Source organism: Streptococcus mitis (assembly GCF_047464035.1).
GTDB classification, from domain to species: domain Bacteria; phylum Bacillota; class Bacilli; order Lactobacillales; family Streptococcaceae; genus Streptococcus; species Streptococcus mitis_DX.
In genome coordinates this window covers 44,708-62,051 of sequence record NZ_JASHCQ010000004.1, presented here as the reverse complement: position 1 = coordinate 62,051, position 17,344 = coordinate 44,708, and the positions used below count along the sequence as shown (strand labels likewise).

Annotated in this window: 16 protein-coding genes; 8 read left to right on the top strand and 8 right to left on the bottom strand. The window is 39.1% G+C overall.

Going from position 1 to position 17,344, the window contains the following annotated elements; translation table 11 throughout:
- Window positions 1-33: 33 nt before the first annotated feature.
- From zwf to QM818_RS02530, 3 genes are all read right to left on the bottom strand, one after another.
- Window positions 34-1,521: a glucose-6-phosphate dehydrogenase gene (gene zwf / locus QM818_RS02540; protein WP_049501794.1), complete on the bottom strand. Its 1,488-nt coding sequence runs from the start codon at window positions 1,519-1,521 to the stop codon at window positions 34-36.
- A gap of 150 nt (window positions 1,522-1,671) precedes the next feature.
- On the bottom strand, window positions 1,672-2,412 hold the full coding sequence (locus QM818_RS02535) for an amino acid ABC transporter ATP-binding protein (protein WP_414299872.1): 741 nt from the start codon (window positions 2,410-2,412) through the stop codon (window positions 1,672-1,674).
- A complete protein-coding gene (locus tag QM818_RS02530; RefSeq protein WP_414299871.1) occupies window positions 2,412-4,577 on the bottom strand; it encodes an ABC transporter substrate-binding protein/permease in 2,166 nt (721 codons plus the stop codon). The genes QM818_RS02535 and QM818_RS02530 overlap by 1 nt, the downstream gene beginning before the upstream one ends.
- 173 nt (window positions 4,578-4,750) lie before the next feature.
- On the opposite strand from QM818_RS02530, the gene QM818_RS02525 reads away from it, so the two are divergent.
- From QM818_RS02525 to QM818_RS02505, 5 genes are all read left to right on the top strand, one after another.
- Entirely contained in the window at window positions 4,751-5,704 is a 954-nt protein-coding gene (locus tag QM818_RS02525; RefSeq protein ID WP_049546509.1) for a CPBP family intramembrane glutamic endopeptidase, read from the top strand.
- 76 nt (window positions 5,705-5,780) lie between these two features.
- Window positions 5,781-7,769, top strand: a complete 1,989-nt coding sequence (uvrB, locus tag QM818_RS02520) for an excinuclease ABC subunit UvrB (RefSeq protein WP_261056311.1) — start codon at window positions 5,781-5,783, stop codon at window positions 7,767-7,769.
- Window positions 7,770-7,778: 9 nt separating this feature from the next.
- Window positions 7,779-8,405 carry an NAD(P)H-dependent oxidoreductase gene (locus tag QM818_RS02515; RefSeq protein WP_024057962.1) on the top strand — a complete coding sequence of 209 codons (627 nt, stop codon included), beginning with the start codon at window positions 7,779-7,781 and terminating at the stop codon, window positions 8,403-8,405.
- 14 nt (window positions 8,406-8,419) lie between these two features.
- Window positions 8,420-8,908, top strand: coding sequence for a GNAT family N-acetyltransferase (locus tag QM818_RS02510; RefSeq protein WP_004254187.1), 489 nt, complete (start codon window positions 8,420-8,422; stop codon window positions 8,906-8,908).
- A 71-nt stretch (window positions 8,909-8,979) separates the two neighbouring features.
- A complete protein-coding gene (locus tag QM818_RS02505; RefSeq protein ID WP_247932806.1) occupies window positions 8,980-9,447 on the top strand; it encodes an 8-oxo-dGTP diphosphatase in 468 nt (155 codons plus the stop codon).
- Here QM818_RS02505 and QM818_RS02500 read toward each other — a convergent pair.
- The 5 genes from QM818_RS02500 to coaB all read right to left on the bottom strand — a co-directional run bounded on the left by QM818_RS02500 (window position 9,444) and on the right by coaB (window position 12,573).
- Window positions 9,444-9,959 (bottom strand): transcription repressor NadR, encoded by a 516-nt coding sequence (locus QM818_RS02500; protein WP_033685158.1) that lies wholly within the window; start codon window positions 9,957-9,959, stop codon window positions 9,444-9,446. The genes QM818_RS02505 and QM818_RS02500 overlap by 4 nt on opposite strands.
- Before the next feature lie 11 nt (window positions 9,960-9,970).
- Window positions 9,971-10,498, bottom strand: a complete 528-nt coding sequence (locus QM818_RS02495; protein WP_261050749.1) for a hypothetical protein — start codon at window positions 10,496-10,498, stop codon at window positions 9,971-9,973.
- 275 nt (window positions 10,499-10,773) lie between these two features.
- On the bottom strand, window positions 10,774-11,337 hold the full coding sequence (locus QM818_RS02490; RefSeq protein WP_000747412.1) for an ECF transporter S component: 564 nt from the start codon (window positions 11,335-11,337) through the stop codon (window positions 10,774-10,776).
- Entirely contained in the window at window positions 11,321-11,872 is a 552-nt protein-coding gene (coaC, locus tag QM818_RS02485) for a phosphopantothenoylcysteine decarboxylase (protein WP_261080880.1), read from the bottom strand. Before coaC ends, QM818_RS02490 begins: the two co-directional genes overlap by 17 nt.
- Window positions 11,873-11,883: 11 nt before the next feature.
- Entirely contained in the window at window positions 11,884-12,573 is a 690-nt protein-coding gene (coaB, locus tag QM818_RS02480) for a phosphopantothenate--cysteine ligase (protein ID WP_261080881.1), read from the bottom strand.
- A 135-nt stretch (window positions 12,574-12,708) separates the two neighbouring features.
- Here coaB and QM818_RS02475 point away from each other — a divergent pair, with 135 nt between their 5' ends.
- From QM818_RS02475 to QM818_RS02465, 3 genes are all read left to right on the top strand, one after another.
- Window positions 12,709-13,875, top strand: a complete 1,167-nt coding sequence (locus QM818_RS02475) for a hypothetical protein (RefSeq protein WP_247932810.1) — start codon at window positions 12,709-12,711, stop codon at window positions 13,873-13,875.
- Complete coding sequence (locus QM818_RS02470; protein ID WP_247932811.1) at window positions 13,868-15,343, top strand: hypothetical protein; 1,476 nt, start codon at window positions 13,868-13,870, stop codon at window positions 15,341-15,343. The genes QM818_RS02475 and QM818_RS02470 overlap by 8 nt, the downstream gene beginning before the upstream one ends.
- 173 nt (window positions 15,344-15,516) lie before the next feature.
- A complete protein-coding gene (locus tag QM818_RS02465) occupies window positions 15,517-17,187 on the top strand; it encodes a formate--tetrahydrofolate ligase (protein ID WP_261080882.1) in 1,671 nt (556 codons plus the stop codon).
- Window positions 17,188-17,344: the final 157 nt, after the last annotated feature.

Below are 17,344 nucleotides of genomic sequence, written 5' to 3'. Positions count from 1 at the left end.
AATCCTGCAAGCTACAAACTTGCAGGAAATTTTTTATTCTAAGCGACCATCTTGACGGTAGGCAATATCTGGTTGCCAAGTCCATTTGGCACCGAATTTTTCAAGTAAGTCAAAGCTTGCTTGAGGGCCCATGCTTCCAGCTTTATAGTCATGAAGTGGGGCACCATTTTCAGCCCAGAGCTCTTCGATACGGTCAATCAATTTCCATGATGCGCCAACTTCATCCCAGTGGCTAAAGTTAGTTGAGTTGTTATTTAAGACATCATAAATCAATTTCTCGTATGGTTCTGGAGAAGCACCAGTTGCGGTCGCATCTGTGCGGTAATCAAGTGAGTTAGGAGCTAAGTTGAATTCTTCTCCTACTTGTTTCCCATTTAGGCTAAGAGAGAAGCCTTCTGTTGGTTGGATATAGATGGTCAAAATATTTGGAGCAAGTGGTTCTCCAAAGATAGAATCCATTTGTTTAAAGACGATGTTGACATGAGTTCCTTTTTCAGTCAGACGTTTACCAGTACGGAAGAAGAAAGGAACACCACGGAAGCGATCGCTGTCTACAAAGAAGGCACCAGATGCAAAGGTTTCAGTTGTAGATTCTGGATTCACATTTGGCTCACTACGATAAGAGATATATTTCATGCCATCAATCTTACCTGAACGGTATTGACCACGGATAAAGTGTTCTTTAAGCTCTTCATCCGTTGGATGATAGAGGTTTTTAAAGACCTTAATCTTTTCGGCACGAATCTCGTCTTTTGTGAAGCTTGCTGGTTTGTCCATAGCAAGGAGAGAAAGAAGTTGTAGTGTATGGTTTTGTACCATGTCACGGAGTGCACCAGATTGGTCATAGTAGCCACCACGTTCTTCTACACCCAAGCGCTCCGCAAAGGTAATTTGAACATTGTCGATAAAGTCCTTGTTCCACACATTTTCAAAAATCAAGTTTGCAAAGCGAACTGCAAAGATACTTTGGATCATTTCCTTACCAAGATAATGGTCAATACGGAAAATTTGTTCCTCGTCAAATGTTGCTAGGAGCTCGTCATTCAACTTGCTTGCAGTTGCGTAATCTGTACCAAATGGCTTCTCAACGATTAAGCGCTCAAAACCTTTACCATCCACAATATTTTCAGACTTGAGGTGTTTGGCGATAGTTCCAAAGAACTGAGGTGCCATAGACAAGAAGAAGAGCTTGTTGTGTTCAGCTTGGTACTTGTCATTTAGTTCAGCCTGCAATTGACGTAAAGCAATGTAGTGTTCTGTATCATTGACATCATGACTTTGATAGTAGAAGTGACTAGCGAACTCCTGAGCTTGTTCGGTACTATCTGCCAAATCAAGGATGGATTCGACTACAACAGATTCAAAATATTCCTTGCTCCAAGGACGACGAGCAGTTCCAATGACTGCAAAGTGCTCGGAAAGATTGCCGGATTTATATAGTCTAAAAAGGGAAGGGTAGAGCTTGCGTTTAGCCAGGTCTCCACTCGCACCGAAAATTGTAACAATAACCTTAGATGACATCTAGCTACCTAATTTCTATTTTTATTCCTAGTCTTGCTAGGTATGAGGAAACCTCATTTCATAAACTTAATTCTAACATAATTTTCCGAAAAATCAAAAAATCCAATACGAGATAGAAAAAAACTGCAAGGAAATCCTTACAGTTTGCGTTTAGACGTTTAAGACCTTGTCCAAGAACTCTTTCAGACGAGGGTGTTGAGGGTTGTCAAAGATTTGATCAGGTGTTCCGTCTTCAAGGAACTCGCCATCTGCAGTAAAGATAACGCGGTTGGCAACCTGACGGGCAAATCCCATCTCATGGGTTACGATGATCATGGTCATACCTTGCTCAGCCAATTCCTTCATAACGTTTAGTACGTCTCCGACCATCTCAGGGTCAAGAGCGGAAGTTGGCTCATCAAAGAGCATGATATCAGGATTCATGGCGAGTCCACGAGCGATAGCCACACGTTGTTTTTGACCACCTGATAGGCTATCTGGATTAGCATTAGCTTTATCTGCTAGCCCAACCTTGTCAAGCAATTCCATTCCCAATTTCTCAGCTTCTTCCTCAGTCATCAACTTGTGCTCAATAGGAGCAAAGGTGATATTGTCCAATACAGACATATGAGGGAAGAGGTTGAAGTGTTGGAACACCATTCCGATATTTTCACGGACGTGGTCAACGTTGGTAGTTTTTTCAGTTAAGTCATAACCGTTCACAGTGATGTGACCGCTCGTAACTTCTTCTAGAAGATTGAGGCTACGAAGGAAGGTTGATTTACCAGAACCTGAAGGACCGATGATACAAACAACATCTCCTTCATAGAACTTGGTCGTAATTCCTTTTAAAACCTCATTTTTTCCATAGTGCTTGTGTAAATCATTTACATCAATTTTTAGTTTTGCCATTAACGAATCCTCTTTTCTAAGCGTTTCGCTAGTCTAGTCAAAAGTGTGATAATTACAAGATAGAAGATAGCAAGGATTGCATACATCTTGAAACTTTGGTAGTTACGGGCGATGATAATCTTACCAGTTTGGAAGAGTTCAACCAAACCGATAGCAGATACGATGGTTGTATCTTTAAGAGCGATAACGAATTGGTTAACAAAGTTTGGCAACATCAATTTAGTTGCTTGTGGCAAGATAATCTTACGCATGGTTTTTCCATAAGAGATACCCAAGCTTCGGCTGGCTTCCATTTGACCAACCGGAACAGCCTGAATACCACCACGAACGATTTCAGCGATATAAGCAGCCGCATTGAGTGAGAGGGCGATAGTACCAGCTACGAAGTCGTTAATTGGACTTTGTTGGCCTGTGATAGACTCGATGAAGTTTGGAATTCCCCAGAAGATAAAGGCTGCAAGAATCATCAATGGAATACCACGGATAACGTCAACGAAAATCTCAGAGATCACACGAAGAGATTTGTAGGGGCTAACGCTAAACATACCAAAGATAATCCCGATGACAATGGCAATAGCAAATGAGATAAGAGCTAGAGCAAGAGTGATACCAAGACCGCTAAGGAGTTGTTTGTAGTTGTTTTGAAGCAAGCCCCAGATAGTTGTCTCATCAACAGTGCTTGTTGATGCAGATGAAGACTCACTAGCTAGGTATTTATCAAGAATCTTTTGGAATTCTCCGTTTGCTTTAAGGTTTGCAAGTCCGTTGTTGAACATTTCAATTAACTCTGGATTTGCTCCTTTTTTAACGGCAAAGGCTGTTTCACCGATTGGAGTTCCAGCGATTGGAGTTTTCAATTTTTGTCCTTGGCTGATAGAATATTTGAGAACAGGTTCATCATCCATAACGGCATCAATGGCACCAGTGTTTAAACTGTCATACATTGAAGAACCATCAGCAAAAGTTTTGATTTTGTAACCGTTTTTGCTTTGATTTTCTGTTAGGAAGGTTTGAGAAGCAGTTCCGTTTTTAACACCAACTGTCTTTCCTTTTAAATCTTCATAAGAAGCAATGGTGCTTGATTCTTTGACACCAAGGATAGTATTGGCAGTGTAGTATGATTCTGAGAAGTCAAAAGTTGCCTTACGAGCATCTGTGACAGACATACCAGCAATGATACCATCAGCTTGTCCAGCTTGAACAGCACTGATAGCTGCATCGAAACCTGGATTGGTGATTTCAATTTCGAAACCTTGGTCTTTAGCGATAGCCTTAATCAAGTCCATATCAATACCAGTAAATTGGTTGCTTGAGTTTTGGAACACAAAAGGTGCAAAAGAAGAATCGCTGGCAATGATGTATTTAGCTTTAACAGGAGTTGCTTTCAGACCAGCTGTAGTAGTTGTAGTTGGTACTGACGAAGAAGACGAAGCAGTCCATTTCTTGATGATTTTATCAAGACTACCATCTTTTTTCATTTCAGCCAAGGCTTGGTTAAATTCAGTAACCAGGTGCTCGTATTTGCTTCCTTTTTTCACACCGAAAGCAAAACTCCCTACAGCTTCACCATCCATTTCAATATGGAGGTCTTGACCTTGGTTGATGGCATATTCGATAACAGGCTTGTCATCCATCATGGCATCAATGGCACCAGCACTCAAGCTGTTGTTCATCAAATCACTAGTGTCAAATGTTTTAATAGTAAAGCCGTATTTATCTTTGATTGTTTCAAGGAAACGTTGAGCGGCAGTTCCGTTTTTAACACCAACAGTTTTACCAGTTAATTGGTCGTACTTGCTAATTTTGTGTGCCTTTGTAGTTGCAATGACAACTTTTGTATCATAGTAAGTATCAGACATGGTGAAGACTTTTTCACGTTCTTTCGTCTTTGTCATCCCTGCCATGATAGCGTCAGCTTGACCAGCTTGAACCGCATTTACCGCTGCATCAAATCCAGGATAGGACATCTGAATATTCCATCCTTTAATCTCAGCGACTTTGTTGATAATGTCCACATCAATTCCTTTATAAGTTTGATCTGAATCTTTAAACTCAAAAGGTGCATAGGCGGTATCAGACACAATCTTAATCGTCTCTGCTTTCGCAATACCTAATGAGAAAATTGGGAATAAAATTAGCAAAAATGCTAGAAATTTTTTCTTCATTTTTAGTCTCCTTTTCCGAATATTTTCCCATTATATCAGAAAAAACAAAAAAATGCAAATCTAGGGACTTTTATGTTAGAAGATATAACATAAAAGCTCTTTATTTCTTTCTTGAACTGCTACCACAAAGTGCTATAATAACAGTATATAATGGAAGAAAAGAGGACGGAGATGTGAAGAACAAAAGAATTTTTAAAGACTTCCAAGCTTCTCAAATGCGGTTAAACCTCTACACAAGCCCCTTGTTAGCCTTTGCTTTTGTCTTTATAGGAGAGTTTGTGGCTTATACTTTATATGGTATTAGTTTGTTAGCTCTCATCGGACTTGCTAGAAATTTTGGAGAGGCTGGTCAAGCTTTTGCAATCTACTTGCAGACCTTGCAGCAGAGCTTGATGGATAAAACAGGTGATTTTCGTTTAATTTTAGAATTGCTGGCCTTTGGTTTTATTCTCAACACTGTGTTCAGATGGACTAGAAAAGTTGAGAAAAGACCTATTCGAACTTTGGGATTTTATAGAGAGAATTTCCTCAGCAATCTCTTTAAAGGATTTGGCCTAGGCCTGGCACTTTTTCTTCTGACCTTGTTAGGTTTAGTGGCCTTGGGGCAATATCGTTTTGAGTCTATTCACTTAAATCCTTATTCGCTTGCCTTTGTTGTCTTTACTATTCCATTTTGGATTTTACAGGGGACAGCAGAAGAAGTGGTGTCCCGTGCTTGGCTCCTTCCCCAATTGGCCTCAAGAACTAATCTAAAACTTGCTGTTCTTATATCTAGCCTATTCTTTACCCTGCTTCATGTGGGAAATTCTGGTCTCACACCTCTATCTCTAATGAATCTCTTCTTATTCGGAGTTGCCATGGCTCTTTACCTTCTCAAAACTGATACAGTTTGGAGTGTGGCAGGTATTCATGGTGCTTGGAATTTTGCTCAAGGAAATCTCTGTGGGATTTTAGTTAGTGGTCAGCAGTCAGGAACATCGCTGATGACCTTTTTACCACAAGGTAATCAAGATTGGCTATCAGGTGGTTCTTTTGGCATAGAAGGTTCTATCATGACAAGTCTGGTCTTGCTACTGCTGATTCTCTACCTCGTCTATCAATTAAAGAAAGAAAATGAAAGGATGTGACTTCGATCCGTCCTTTTCTTCGTGAAAATGCTATAAGTATGCTAAAATAGGAATAGCATATCGAGAGAGGATTCTTATGATCAATCGTATTACAGATAATCAATTTAAACTAGTATCAAAATACCAACCTTCAGGAGATCAACCACAAGCTATCGAGCAGTTGGTTGATAATATCGAGGGTGGAGAAAAAGCTCAGATTCTGATGGGAGCGACCGGAACAGGGAAGACCTATACCATGAGTCAAGTCATTTCCAAAGTCAATAAACCAACTCTGGTTATTGCCCACAATAAAACTCTAGCAGGCCAGCTCTATGGAGAATTTAAGGAATTTTTCCCTGAAAATGCTGTTGAGTACTTCGTATCCTACTATGATTATTACCAACCTGAGGCCTATGTCCCTTCTAGCGATACCTATATTGAAAAGGATAGCTCTGTCAATGATGAGATTGACAAACTTCGTCACTCAGCGACTTCAGCCCTTCTGGAGCGTAATGATGTTATCGTCGTAGCTTCCGTTTCTTGTATCTATGGTTTGGGTTCGCCCAAGGAATACGCTGATAGTGTCGTTAGTCTCCGTCCAGGCCTTGAAATTTCTCGTGATAAACTCTTGAATGACTTGGTCGATATTCAGTTTGAGCGAAATGATATTGATTTCCAACGGGGAAGATTTCGCGTTCGTGGGGATGTAGTGGAGATTTTCCCAGCCTCTCGTGATGAGCATGCCTTTCGAGTAGAATTTTTTGGAGACGAAATTGACCGTATTCGTGAGGTTGAAGCTTTGACGGGTCAGGTCTTGGGAGAAGTGGATCATTTGGCTATTTTCCCAGCTACTCACTTTGTGACCAATGACGACCATATGGAAGTTGCTATTGCCAAGATTCAAGCAGAATTAGAAGAGCAACTAGTTATCTTTGAAAAGGAAGGCAAATTGCTTGAAGCGCAACGCTTGAAACAGAGGACTGAGTATGATATCGAAATGCTCCGTGAGATGGGCTATACCAACGGGGTTGAAAACTACTCACGCCATATGGATGGGCGTAGCGAAGGTGAGCCTCCGTATACCCTTCTTGACTTTTTCCCAGATGATTTCTTAATCATGATTGACGAGAGCCACATGACTATGGGACAAATCAAGGGCATGTACAATGGTGACCGTTCGCGTAAGGAAATGCTAGTTAATTATGGTTTCCGTTTGCCGTCAGCCTTGGACAATCGTCCCCTCCGTCGTGAAGAGTTTGAAAGTCATGTGCATCAGATTGTCTACGTTTCAGCGACACCTGGCGACTATGAAAATGAACAGACCGAGACAGTGATTGAGCAAATCATTCGACCAACAGGTCTTTTGGATCCTGAGGTGGAAGTACGTCCGACTATGGGACAGATTGATGACCTCTTAGGTGAAATTAATGCCCGTGTTGAAAAGAATGAGCGTACCTTTATTACCACTTTAACCAAGAAAATGGCAGAAGACTTGACCGACTATTTCAAGGAAATGGGTATCAAGGTCAAGTACATGCACTCGGATATCAAGACCTTGGAGCGGACAGAGATTATCCGTGACCTGCGCTTGGGTGTCTTTGATGTTTTGGTTGGAATCAACCTCCTTCGTGAAGGAATTGACGTTCCTGAAGTGAGTCTCGTAGCTATTCTCGATGCCGACAAGGAAGGATTCCTTCGTAATGAACGTGGCCTTATCCAGACCATTGGTCGTGCTGCCCGTAACAGTGAAGGGCATGTCATCATGTATGCGGACACTGTGACTCAGTCTATGCAACGTGCTATCGATGAAACAGCTCGCCGTCGGAAAATTCAGATGGCCTATAATGAAGAACACGGTATTGTGCCTCAGACAATCAAGAAAGAAATCCGTGACCTGATTGCTGTGACCAAGGCAGTTGCTAAGGAAGAAGACAAGGAAGTCGATATCAATAGCCTCAACAAACAAGAACGCAAAGAACTCGTCAAGAAACTTGAAAAACAAATGCAAGAAGCAGTTGAAGTGCTTGACTTTGAACTAGCAGCTCAGATTCGTGATATGATGCTGGAAGTCAAGGCGTTGGATTAGGGGAATTTTATGAATATTTTAGTTATTAATGGACATCCTGATAAAGAAAGTTACTGCCAAGCAATTTTTCAAACGATTGTAGAAAATATAGACTCAAAGAGACATGAACTTGAAATGATTAATCTTAATGAGGAAGAGTTTGATCCTGTTTTACGTTATGGTTATCGACAAAGGATGGAGGACGATCCGTTTATTCTACGATCTCAGGAATTAATTCAGTGGGCAGATCATTTCATTTTTGTTTATCCAATTTGGTGGAGTAGTATGCCTAGTCTATTGAAGGGGTGGATTGATCGTGTTTTTACGCCAGGCATTGCATACTCAGCAAATAATCGAGGAAGCTTTATTTTGAACTACTTGAGAGGTAATCAGTTTAAAAAGTTACTAAAAGGAAAAACAGCTAGTATTTATGCAACCTCCATGGCACCAACTTGGTGGTACAAAGTATTTTCAGGTCCGATTAATATTCCAGACAGTTATGGAATATCAGTATTAAAGAATGCTGTCCTGAATCATTGCGGTATCAAAACAAAGAGGGTTTCAATCTTAGGAGAGTTAGGACGTGAAGTGAATACAAGTTCAACAAGAGAAAAATTTCTACAAAAAGTAGCAAAGGAAGTCAGACTGTTGGATTAAGGAGAAGAAAATAAATGACGGTTGTTATCAAATCAATGGAAACTCCTGAAGAGATAGAAAGTAAATCTCTCGTTCACTGGAAAGCGTGGAGAGAGGCTTATGACGACCTTTTGCCTGCAGAATTTCAGGAGACAATGACATTGGAAAGGTGTCGATTCTTTAGTCAAAAGTATCCAGAAAATACATTGATTGCGATAGATGGCATGAAGGTAGTTGGTTTTATCAGTTATGGAAACTTTCGTGATGAGACTATTCAAGCTGGTGAAATTATTGCTTTATATGTTTTAAAAGACTATTATGGAAAAGGTATCGCACAAAAGTTAGTTAGAGCAGCTTTGACTGCTCTTAATCATTTTTCTGAAATTTTCTTATGGGTATTGAAAGATAATAAGCGAGCCATAGCTTTCTATCAAAAAATGGTTTTTACTTTTGATGGACAAGAAAAGATGCTTGAACTTGGAAAGCCCATAAAGGAAAAACGTATGGTATTCTATTCTAAATAATTTTACAAAGTAGAAGCTAATGGCACTGGTGCAAGTCTGAAAATTTAATAAATTAGAAAGTGAGTAAATTTATGTCCCGTTCCCAATTAACGATTTTAACAAATATTTGTCTGATTGAAGATCTCGAAACCCAGCGCGTAGTCATGCAGTATCGCTCTCCTGAAACCAATCGCTGGTCAGGTTATGCCTTTCCAGGAGGTCATGTAGAAAACGGCGAGTCTTTCGCAGAGTCTGTCATTCGTGAAATCTATGAAGAAACAGGGTTGACTATCCAAAATCCTCAACTTGTCGGCATTAAAAATTGGCCACTAGATACAGGTGGGCGCTATATTGTCGTTTGTTATAAGGCGACTGAGTTCTCTGGTACCCTTCGCTCTTCAGAAGAGGGAGAAGTTTCTTGGGTGCAAAAAGACCAGATTCCAAACTTGGATCTGGCCTATGATATGCTACCTTTGATGGAAATGATGGAAGCTCCTGACAAGTCAGAGTTTTTCTACCGCCACCGTACAGAAGACGATTGGGAAAAGAAAATTTTCTAGTCTTTTACTAAATAACCGAGCTGATCCAAGGCCTCCTCGATATAGTGGAGGTCTTGTTGTGTTTCGGCTTCAACTAGGTGGTAATGGATACCATCTGTCAATTCAGATAAAGGTTTAAAATCAGAATGCTCGACTTGTTCTAGAAAATGTTGAACGTCTCGGCGGCAAGACAGTTTCAGCAAGGTTTCAATTTCTCCATAAACGGGATGGTCAATCAAGGTGTTTTGAACACGTCCGCCATTATCTACGATAGCAAGGAGTTCTTGACCGATTTCTTCAACTTCATGTTTCACTTTGAAAAGTTTGTGAACATAAGGATTGGTTTCAATTTGCTTATAGACGTAGCCACGATTGGTGGATAGGATAGGAGCGCCATCGGCTCTTAAAATTGCAATGTCCTGTACAATGACCTGGCGTGTAACATGAAAATGTTCAGCTAAACTTTGGCCATTGAGGGCTTTAGGAGCTTCTTTCAAGAGTTGGAGCAGGGCTTGTTTGCGATCTTTTGTCATAGTTCTTCCTTTTAACGGCGTTTGCGAAGCACTTTATAGACAGCTAGTGCTAATGTATAGTCTACCATACTATGAATAATTGTACCAAATCCAACTAGTACAAATAGAACATAAAACATATTTTCTACATTGGTACCGGTAGTTGCATAAAAAACGATACAAGCTAATACTTCAGCAAGGGCATGGACAAGCGCTAACACAAAGTTGAAAATCCAGGAAGCTTTTGGTTTATCTAGGGTATCGGGGAATTTTTGTAGGTAAAGAGCCCCCAAAGTCCCAAAAAAGATATGGGAAAAAGCTCGAAAAACGATAACCATGGGATAGCCAGCCATCAAAAATCCAAAACTAGAGGCTAGGATGACAAAAACAGCCATCAAGGGCGATAAGAACATGGCAATAAAAATAGCGATGTGGCTTCCTAAAGTATAGGAAGCAGGTGGAATGACAATTTTGAAAGGCATAACAATTGGAATCAAAATCGCAATAGCCGTTAAGAGGGCAGTCATTGTCATAAATTGTGTCTTTTTTCGCGTATTCATAAGAATCTCCTTTTTGTCTGTATATACACTAGTATAGTATAATAAACAAGACAATAAAGCAAGGATTTACTTAGGTTTATAGGTCGTTTTTAAGTTAATACTTTTATAAAATCTCTTCATACCACGTCAGCTTCAATCCACAACCTCAAAACCGTGTTTTGAGCAACCTGCAGCTTGCCTCCTAGTTTGCAAGTATAAATATTGGCAAAGATTTCACTAAAAAGAAACTACCTCAAACAAAATCTCCACCTTCAAGCATGAAAGCGGAGATTGTTTTATTTCTTCAAAGTTTGTAGTCTTGGAACAATAGCAAGGGTCAGAACTGCGGAAATGACTAATTCAGCAATGGAATTAGTTGAGATAACAGTTGCTAGGAGTTTTTGGATATTACCATCAAAGACATTTCCAAAAAGGTAGAAAATTCCACCAAGTACAAAGACTGTATTGGTAAGTGAACCAAGGGCACCAGCTAAAATAAGACCAGTTTTATTTTTCATCAGTTTATAGACTAGATACGGAGTTAAACCAATCAAAATACGTGGGACGATGGCAATGATAGCTGAGTAGATGTTCCCATTTGGTACGAAAGGAGAGAAGAGGTAACTTGTTGGTAGAATCGTAATTGTATTAACTGTCAAGCTAAGTAGCCCCATCAAAAATCCAAGTGTAACCCCAACTCGTGGACCGTAAATAATGCTGGCAATAATGACAGGAATATGAACGATGGTCGGTTTGATTGGAAATGGAAAAAGGTTAAAGATAAGTGAGCTCAGAAAGTGAATCACGAGCATGGTTGCAAAAAAGATAGCAATAGGTGCAATATTAGAGCGTTTCTTCATCGAGAGTTTCCTTTATTCTTTCTAAAATAATTGTGAGGTCAGCTAGGGCTCCTCGTCCGTGGTCTCCACAAGCTAGTAGGGATTCTTTTGGAGCAATCAGCTGATAGCCGTAGGTTTCTAATGTTTTCAGATTAGCCTGAGTTGCTGGATGGTCATACATTTTTGTATTCATAGCAGGAGCTATTAGTTTGGGAATATGACTGGGCAATGCCAGAGCCGTACTGGTCACCATGTTATCCGCGAAGCCGTGGGCTAGTTTTGCAATAGTGTTAGTAGTTGCCGGGGCTACGATAAATAAATCTGCTTTTTTTCCAAGTTCAATATGATTAACCTGATCAGGATAAGGTTCTTTCATGACATCCAAGTGGACAGGATTTTGTGATAAGATCTGTAGTGTCAAGGGTTGGATAAACTCTGTAGCAGCCTGAGTCATTAAGACAGTGACATCATGGCCTTGTTTTTTTAGAGAACTGACTAAATCTGCCGACTTGTAAGAGGCGATTGAGCCTGTCACAGCCAAGAGAATGTGTGCCATAGCTTTCCTTTCTAAGAATGATAGGCTTGAATTTTTTCAAGGAGGAGTTTTGCAATTTCTTCTTTAGTCTGGACTGTTTGAAGCTGATCTTTTTCAACAAAGATTGCTCGATGCTGGTTTGTTGAGATTTGAGTCAGATCATTTGCAATGATTAAGTCTGCTTGGTTCTTGATAAGACTTTTTCGGGCAATCTCGACGAGATAATCTTCAGAGACATCAACCAGTAGTTTGAAACCAATCAGATGAATAGCAGGATTCCATTCCTTGACTAGAGAGATGATTTTGGGTGTCTTTTTTAGGAACAAAACTTGAATATCATCAGTTGAAGAAATCTTAGCTTGATGATTCTGCTTGCTTAAAAACTCTTCTAGATTGGAGCTAGCCTGAACCTCCTCAAGCCCCGTCATATAAACAGGAGTATAGTCGGATACCGCCATTGAGTGAATCAAGACTTGATAATCCTGAACACGTTCTTGCATTTCTAGTAGAAGGTCGTTTGTATTGTTAATTTCTAGAATGCTTAGGTTGGGATGAGCTTCTGGCTTCAGAGCCCGTTTTGTCGTCATTAAACAAACTTCATGCCCTGCAGCCAGCAAGGTTTCTGTGATGATTTTCCCCAAGCGACCTGTAGAATGGTTAGTGATAGAGCGGACGCTATCTATAGATTCACTGGTACCGCCCGATGTAACTAAAATTTTCATAGCACTATTGTACACAAAAATAAACGGTAAGTAAAATGAAAGCGATAAAAATTGAGTAAATTAATATATGGTCGATTTTGACAATCTCTCCTGTTTATAGGATAATAGAAATATATGCAATAAGGAGAATGCTGAATGAATTTTTTTAAATTTGCTGACAATTTTACAAAAGAAGCTAGTAAGGTATTGAATGATGCTGGATCCGCTACCAGTAAAGTATTAAATGAAGCAGGTAAATTTACTGGAGAAGCTATTACAGAGTCTGTAAAAGTTATAGAAGATGTTTCAAGTCAGGTTGGCGATGTTATCACAGATGTTTCTGAAAAAGCTATTGGGGTAGCTAGTGATGTGGTAGAACATGTAACCAAAGCTTCATCGGAAACTTTTAATGAAGCAGGTAAAATAGCGAATAATACGAAAGAACAAATTGATGCTGTTGACCTCTTTAATTCTAAACTTAGACAAGAAGCTGTCGAGGGATATAAAGAATCTATAAGATTGTATAACGATGAAGCTTATAATTTAGCTAATAAATCAACAGAACTCTATCAGGTTAGGGAAAAAGCAGTCAAAGTTGTAAAAATTATTGAAGAAAGAATTAGTAAGCTAGCAAATAAGCCAAAAGAGTTTGAAACAAAATTAGAAGAAATTGATGTTGAAATTCAGAATTTTGAAGATAAGCAAATTGCTATTTCACAGTCAATTAAGGAAGCTGAATTAGCAAGTGGTAGCACAGCGGCTACGGCTTCTCTTAGCGCATTAGGAGTAACAGTTGCAACTTTAGGGCCTACTGCCGCTATGGGTGTTGCAACTACATTTGGTGTTGCATCAACAGGTACTGCGATATCAAGTTTGACAGGTGCTGCAGCAAATAGCGCCGCTCTGGCTTGGTTAGGTGGTGGAAGTGTAGCAGCTGGTGGCGGTGGAGTGGCAGCAGGTAACGCATTTTTAGCTTTGGCTGGTCCTGTCGGTTGGGGAATTGCAGGCGTTATGTTGACCGCTTCTGTAGGCGCTGGTGTAGTAGCTAATAGGAAAAATGAAGAAGTTGCAAAAGAGGCTATAGAGGAACAGAAAAAGGTAGAATTGTTGGCTAGACAACTTAAAGAAAAAGTAATAGAAGTTACGGAATTAATAGAACTAACTGGAAAACAAACAGAAGGAATTTATTTAGCCAATTTATCTTTAACTGGAATGGACTATAGCTTATTTACTGAAGATGAAAAATATAAAGCAGGTAATTTAGTGAATTCAACACTATCACTGACAGCTATGATAAATAAGGAAATTAAAATAAATGGTTAATCAAATTTTTAATCAAGCATTTAACCAAGGTATTGGAGCATATGTCAATTGCTTAAATAATTTAAGAATTCAAGACTTACAAATTGCTATGAAAATAATAGAAGATGAAGCTCGCAATGTCATCTTAAACAAGGATAATGCCTCTAAAATTTTAGATTATGCTAAAGATAATATAGAAGATGTTATTGTTAAAAATCGTGGCGGTGATCGTGGAGTACATGGTTTTATAGCAGAGTTTGCAGAAGCAGGAATTGTAAATGCAAGGAGAGCAATTGAGGGATTAAATCCAATTGTTAAAGTTTTGAATGACAATGGACCAGCCGATTTATTAATTGGTAGAAATACCATTCAAATGAAGTTTTATAATAATTTACGTGATGAATTAGAACAATCATTTTTTTACAATACAAAAATGAAAATGATGTTTCCAAAAGATCACGTTCAAGTATTTGAAAAAATAATGGCTGGAGCAAAAGAAGTTGAACTTAATGGTAAGAGATTGTCCAGTAAACAAATTACGGATATACGCCAAATAATTAATGATATCACTGAAAGCAAGGGACTTACTTCATACAAATCTTGGATGAAATCCTCTGCTCTAGATTATAAAGACGCTCAAAAGAATTCAATTAACTCTCTATTGGATTCTGAACAGAAAAATATTTATAAAACAGTCAAACTGAAACAACAAGAATTAAATAAAAAAAGATTAGTAGCCCAAAAACATGCATTGCCAAATTTAAAAGAAGCTAACAAGGTTGCAAGGAACACCGCTTTTTTACAGGGGGGATTAGCTTTGATGTCGAGTGTGTATGGAAAGTATAAAGAAGGAAAAAGTATTTTCGAATTCGAACAATCAGATTGGTTAGATTGTGGATTGAATACAGCTGAAGGAGTTGTAAAGGGTGCAATATCTGGGTATTCCATTTACGGATTAACAAATGTCTTGGGGATTAGTGCTCCAAATGCTAGTGCTTTAGTTACGGCAACTTATGGAATGATAGACATTGTTCTAAAGTATAGATCTACAGAAATAACCCAAGATGAATTTATGAATCTCTTGACATTAAATGTAATGGATGCTTCCTTTGCAACAATTGGTGCTTGTATTGGTCAAGCAATGATTCCTATACCAGTTCTAGGTTCTGTAGTAGGTTCAATAGCCAGCTCAATCATTTGGGAAATAGGGAAGGGAATATTAAATGATAGCGAACAAAAAATCATTCAAGACTACCAGGAAAATCTGAATAATTATATAAAAATATTAGATAAGCATTATCTTGCTATTTATAATGAAATCATAGAAAAATATAAAAAACTGGGTGAATTACAAGATTACTCGTTTGATTTATCGTTAAACACTAAACTTAGTTTTGAATATTCTATTGAGTTGGCAGAAAAATTAGAAATTGAAAACACAAGAATTTTACATAATTTATCTGAAATTGACAGCTATTTTCTTGACTAAATTATTTTTCATTATTCTATAGTTTCAAACTATAAAGCCATATAAAATTTAAGAAAGGACTCTAAAAAGCTTAAAAATAGGGATATTTACGAACGTTTAGAGAGTTTTAGGATGTTAAAAATCTTGTTTTGTGTTATAATGAGTTATCATATAAGAGGTTAGAGGAGTTTTGAATGAAAACAGATATTGAAATCGCACAGAGTATTGAGCTAAAGCCAATTGTTGATGTTGTAGAGAAACTTGGTATTTCTTACGACGATTTGGAGTTGTACGGAAAGTACAAGGCTAAGCTCAGCTTTGATAAAATTCGTGCAGTTGAGAGCAATCCAGTTGGAAAATTGATTCTGGTTACTGCCATCAATCCAACACCTGCAGGTGAAGGAAAATCAACTATTACCATTGGTCTTGCGGATGCCTTGAACAAGATTGGCAAGAAAACAATGATTGCTATTCGCGAACCATCTCTTGGTCCAGTAATGGGTATCAAGGGTGGTGCCGCTGGTGGTGGTTACGCTCAAGTTCTGCCAATGGAAGACATCAACCTTCACTTCACTGGAGACATGCATGCCATTACGACTGCCAACAATGCGCTTTCTGCCTTGATTGACAACCACTTGCACCAAGGGAATGAGTTGGGAATTGACCAACGTCGTATCCTTTGGAAACGTGTTGTGGACTTGAACGACCGTGCTCTTCGCCATGTAACAGTTGGGCTTGGTGGCCCTCTAAATGGTATTCCACGTGAGGATGGCTTTGACATTACAGTTGCTTCAGAGATCATGGCAATTCTTTGCTTGGCAACAGACATCGAGGACTTGAAACGCCGTTTGGCGAATATCGTTATTGGTTATCGCTATGATCGTACACCTGTTTCTGTAGGTGATTTGCAGATTGAAGGTGCTTTAGCTTTGATCTTGAAGGATGCGATTAAGCCGAACCTGGTTCAGACAATTTACGGTACACCTGCCTTTGTACACGGTGGTCCATTTGCCAATATTGCTCATGGATGTAATTCAGTCTTGGCAACTACAACAGCTCTTCACTTGGCTGATTATACAGTTACTGAAGCTGGTTTTGGTGCAGACCTTGGTGCTGAGAAATTCCTTGATATTAAGACACCAAACTTGCCAACATCTCCAGATGCAGTAGTTATTGTTGCAACCCTTCGTGCCCTTAAGATGAATGGTGGCGTGGCTAAAGACGCTTTGACAGAAGAAAACGTAGAAGCTGTTCGTGCCGGTTTTGCTAACTTGAAACGCCACGTTGAAAATATCCGTAAATTTGGAGTACCTGCAGTAGTAGCTATTAATGAATTTGTCTCTGATACAGAAGCTGAAATTGCAGCCTTGAAAGAACTCTGTGCTTCTATTGATGTGCCAGTTGAACTAGCAAGTGTCTGGGCTGATGGTGCAGAAGGTGGAGTAGCACTTGCCGAAACAGTTGTTAAGACTATTGCTGAAACTCCAGCTAACTATAAACGTTTGTATGACAATGACCTTTCTGTTCAAGAAAAGATTGAAAAGATTGTCACTGAAATCTATCGTGGTAGTAAAGTGAACTTTGAGAAGAAAGCTCAAACACAAATCGCTCAAATCGTTCAAAATGGTTGGGACAAATTGCCAATCTGTATGGCTAAAACTCAATATAGTTTTTCAGATAATCCGAATGCACTTGGAGCACCTGAAAACTTTGAAATTACCATTCGTGAATTGGTACCAAAATTAGGTGCAGGCTTCATCGTTGCCTTAACAGGTGATGTCATGACCATGCCAGGACTTCCAAAACGACCAGCTGCTCTCAACATGGATGTTGAAAGCAATGGAACAGTATTAGGTTTGTTCTAGTATATTGTAATTGACTTTATACTCTTCGAAAATCAAATTCAAACCACGTCAGCTTTACCTTGCCGTACTCAAGTACAGCCTGCGGCTAGCTTCCTAGTTTGTACTTCGATTTTCATTGAGTAAAAAATGAGTTTGGAAATACTATCCAAGCTCATTT

Bases quoted from the DNA above. Each gene is read 5' to 3' on its own strand.
- QM818_RS02465 (WP_261080882.1), top strand. From the start codon at position 15,517: ATGAAAACAGATATTGAAATCGCACAGAGTATTGAGCTAAAGCCAATT.
- QM818_RS02475 (WP_247932810.1), top strand. From the start codon at position 12,709: ATGAATTTTTTTAAATTTGCTGACAATTTTACAAAAGAAGCTAGTAAG.
- uvrB (WP_261056311.1), top strand. From the start codon at position 5,781: ATGATCAATCGTATTACAGATAATCAATTTAAACTAGTATCAAAATAC.
- QM818_RS02510 (WP_004254187.1), top strand. From the start codon at position 8,420: ATGACGGTTGTTATCAAATCAATGGAAACTCCTGAAGAGATAGAAAGT.
- QM818_RS02495 (WP_261050749.1), bottom strand. From the start codon at position 10,498: ATGAATACGCGAAAAAAGACACAATTTATGACAATGACTGCCCTCTTA.
- QM818_RS02490 (WP_000747412.1), bottom strand. From the start codon at position 11,337: ATGAAGAAACGCTCTAATATTGCACCTATTGCTATCTTTTTTGCAACC.
- QM818_RS02500 (WP_033685158.1), bottom strand. From the start codon at position 9,959: ATGACAAAAGATCGCAAACAAGCCCTGCTCCAACTCTTGAAAGAAGCT.
- coaC (WP_261080880.1), bottom strand. From the start codon at position 11,872: ATGGCACACATTCTCTTGGCTGTGACAGGCTCAATCGCCTCTTACAAG.
- zwf (WP_049501794.1), bottom strand. From the start codon at position 1,521: ATGTCATCTAAGGTTATTGTTACAATTTTCGGTGCGAGTGGAGACCTG.
- QM818_RS02535 (WP_414299872.1), bottom strand. From the start codon at position 2,412: ATGGCAAAACTAAAAATTGATGTAAATGATTTACACAAGCACTATGGA.
- QM818_RS02470 (WP_247932811.1), top strand. From the start codon at position 13,868: ATGGTTAATCAAATTTTTAATCAAGCATTTAACCAAGGTATTGGAGCA.
- QM818_RS02530 (WP_414299871.1), bottom strand. From the start codon at position 4,577: ATGAAGAAAAAATTTCTAGCATTTTTGCTAATTTTATTCCCAATTTTC.
- QM818_RS02505 (WP_247932806.1), top strand. From the start codon at position 8,980: ATGTCCCGTTCCCAATTAACGATTTTAACAAATATTTGTCTGATTGAA.
- QM818_RS02515 (WP_024057962.1), top strand. From the start codon at position 7,779: ATGAATATTTTAGTTATTAATGGACATCCTGATAAAGAAAGTTACTGC.
- coaB (WP_261080881.1), bottom strand. From the start codon at position 12,573: ATGAAAATTTTAGTTACATCGGGCGGTACCAGTGAATCTATAGATAGC.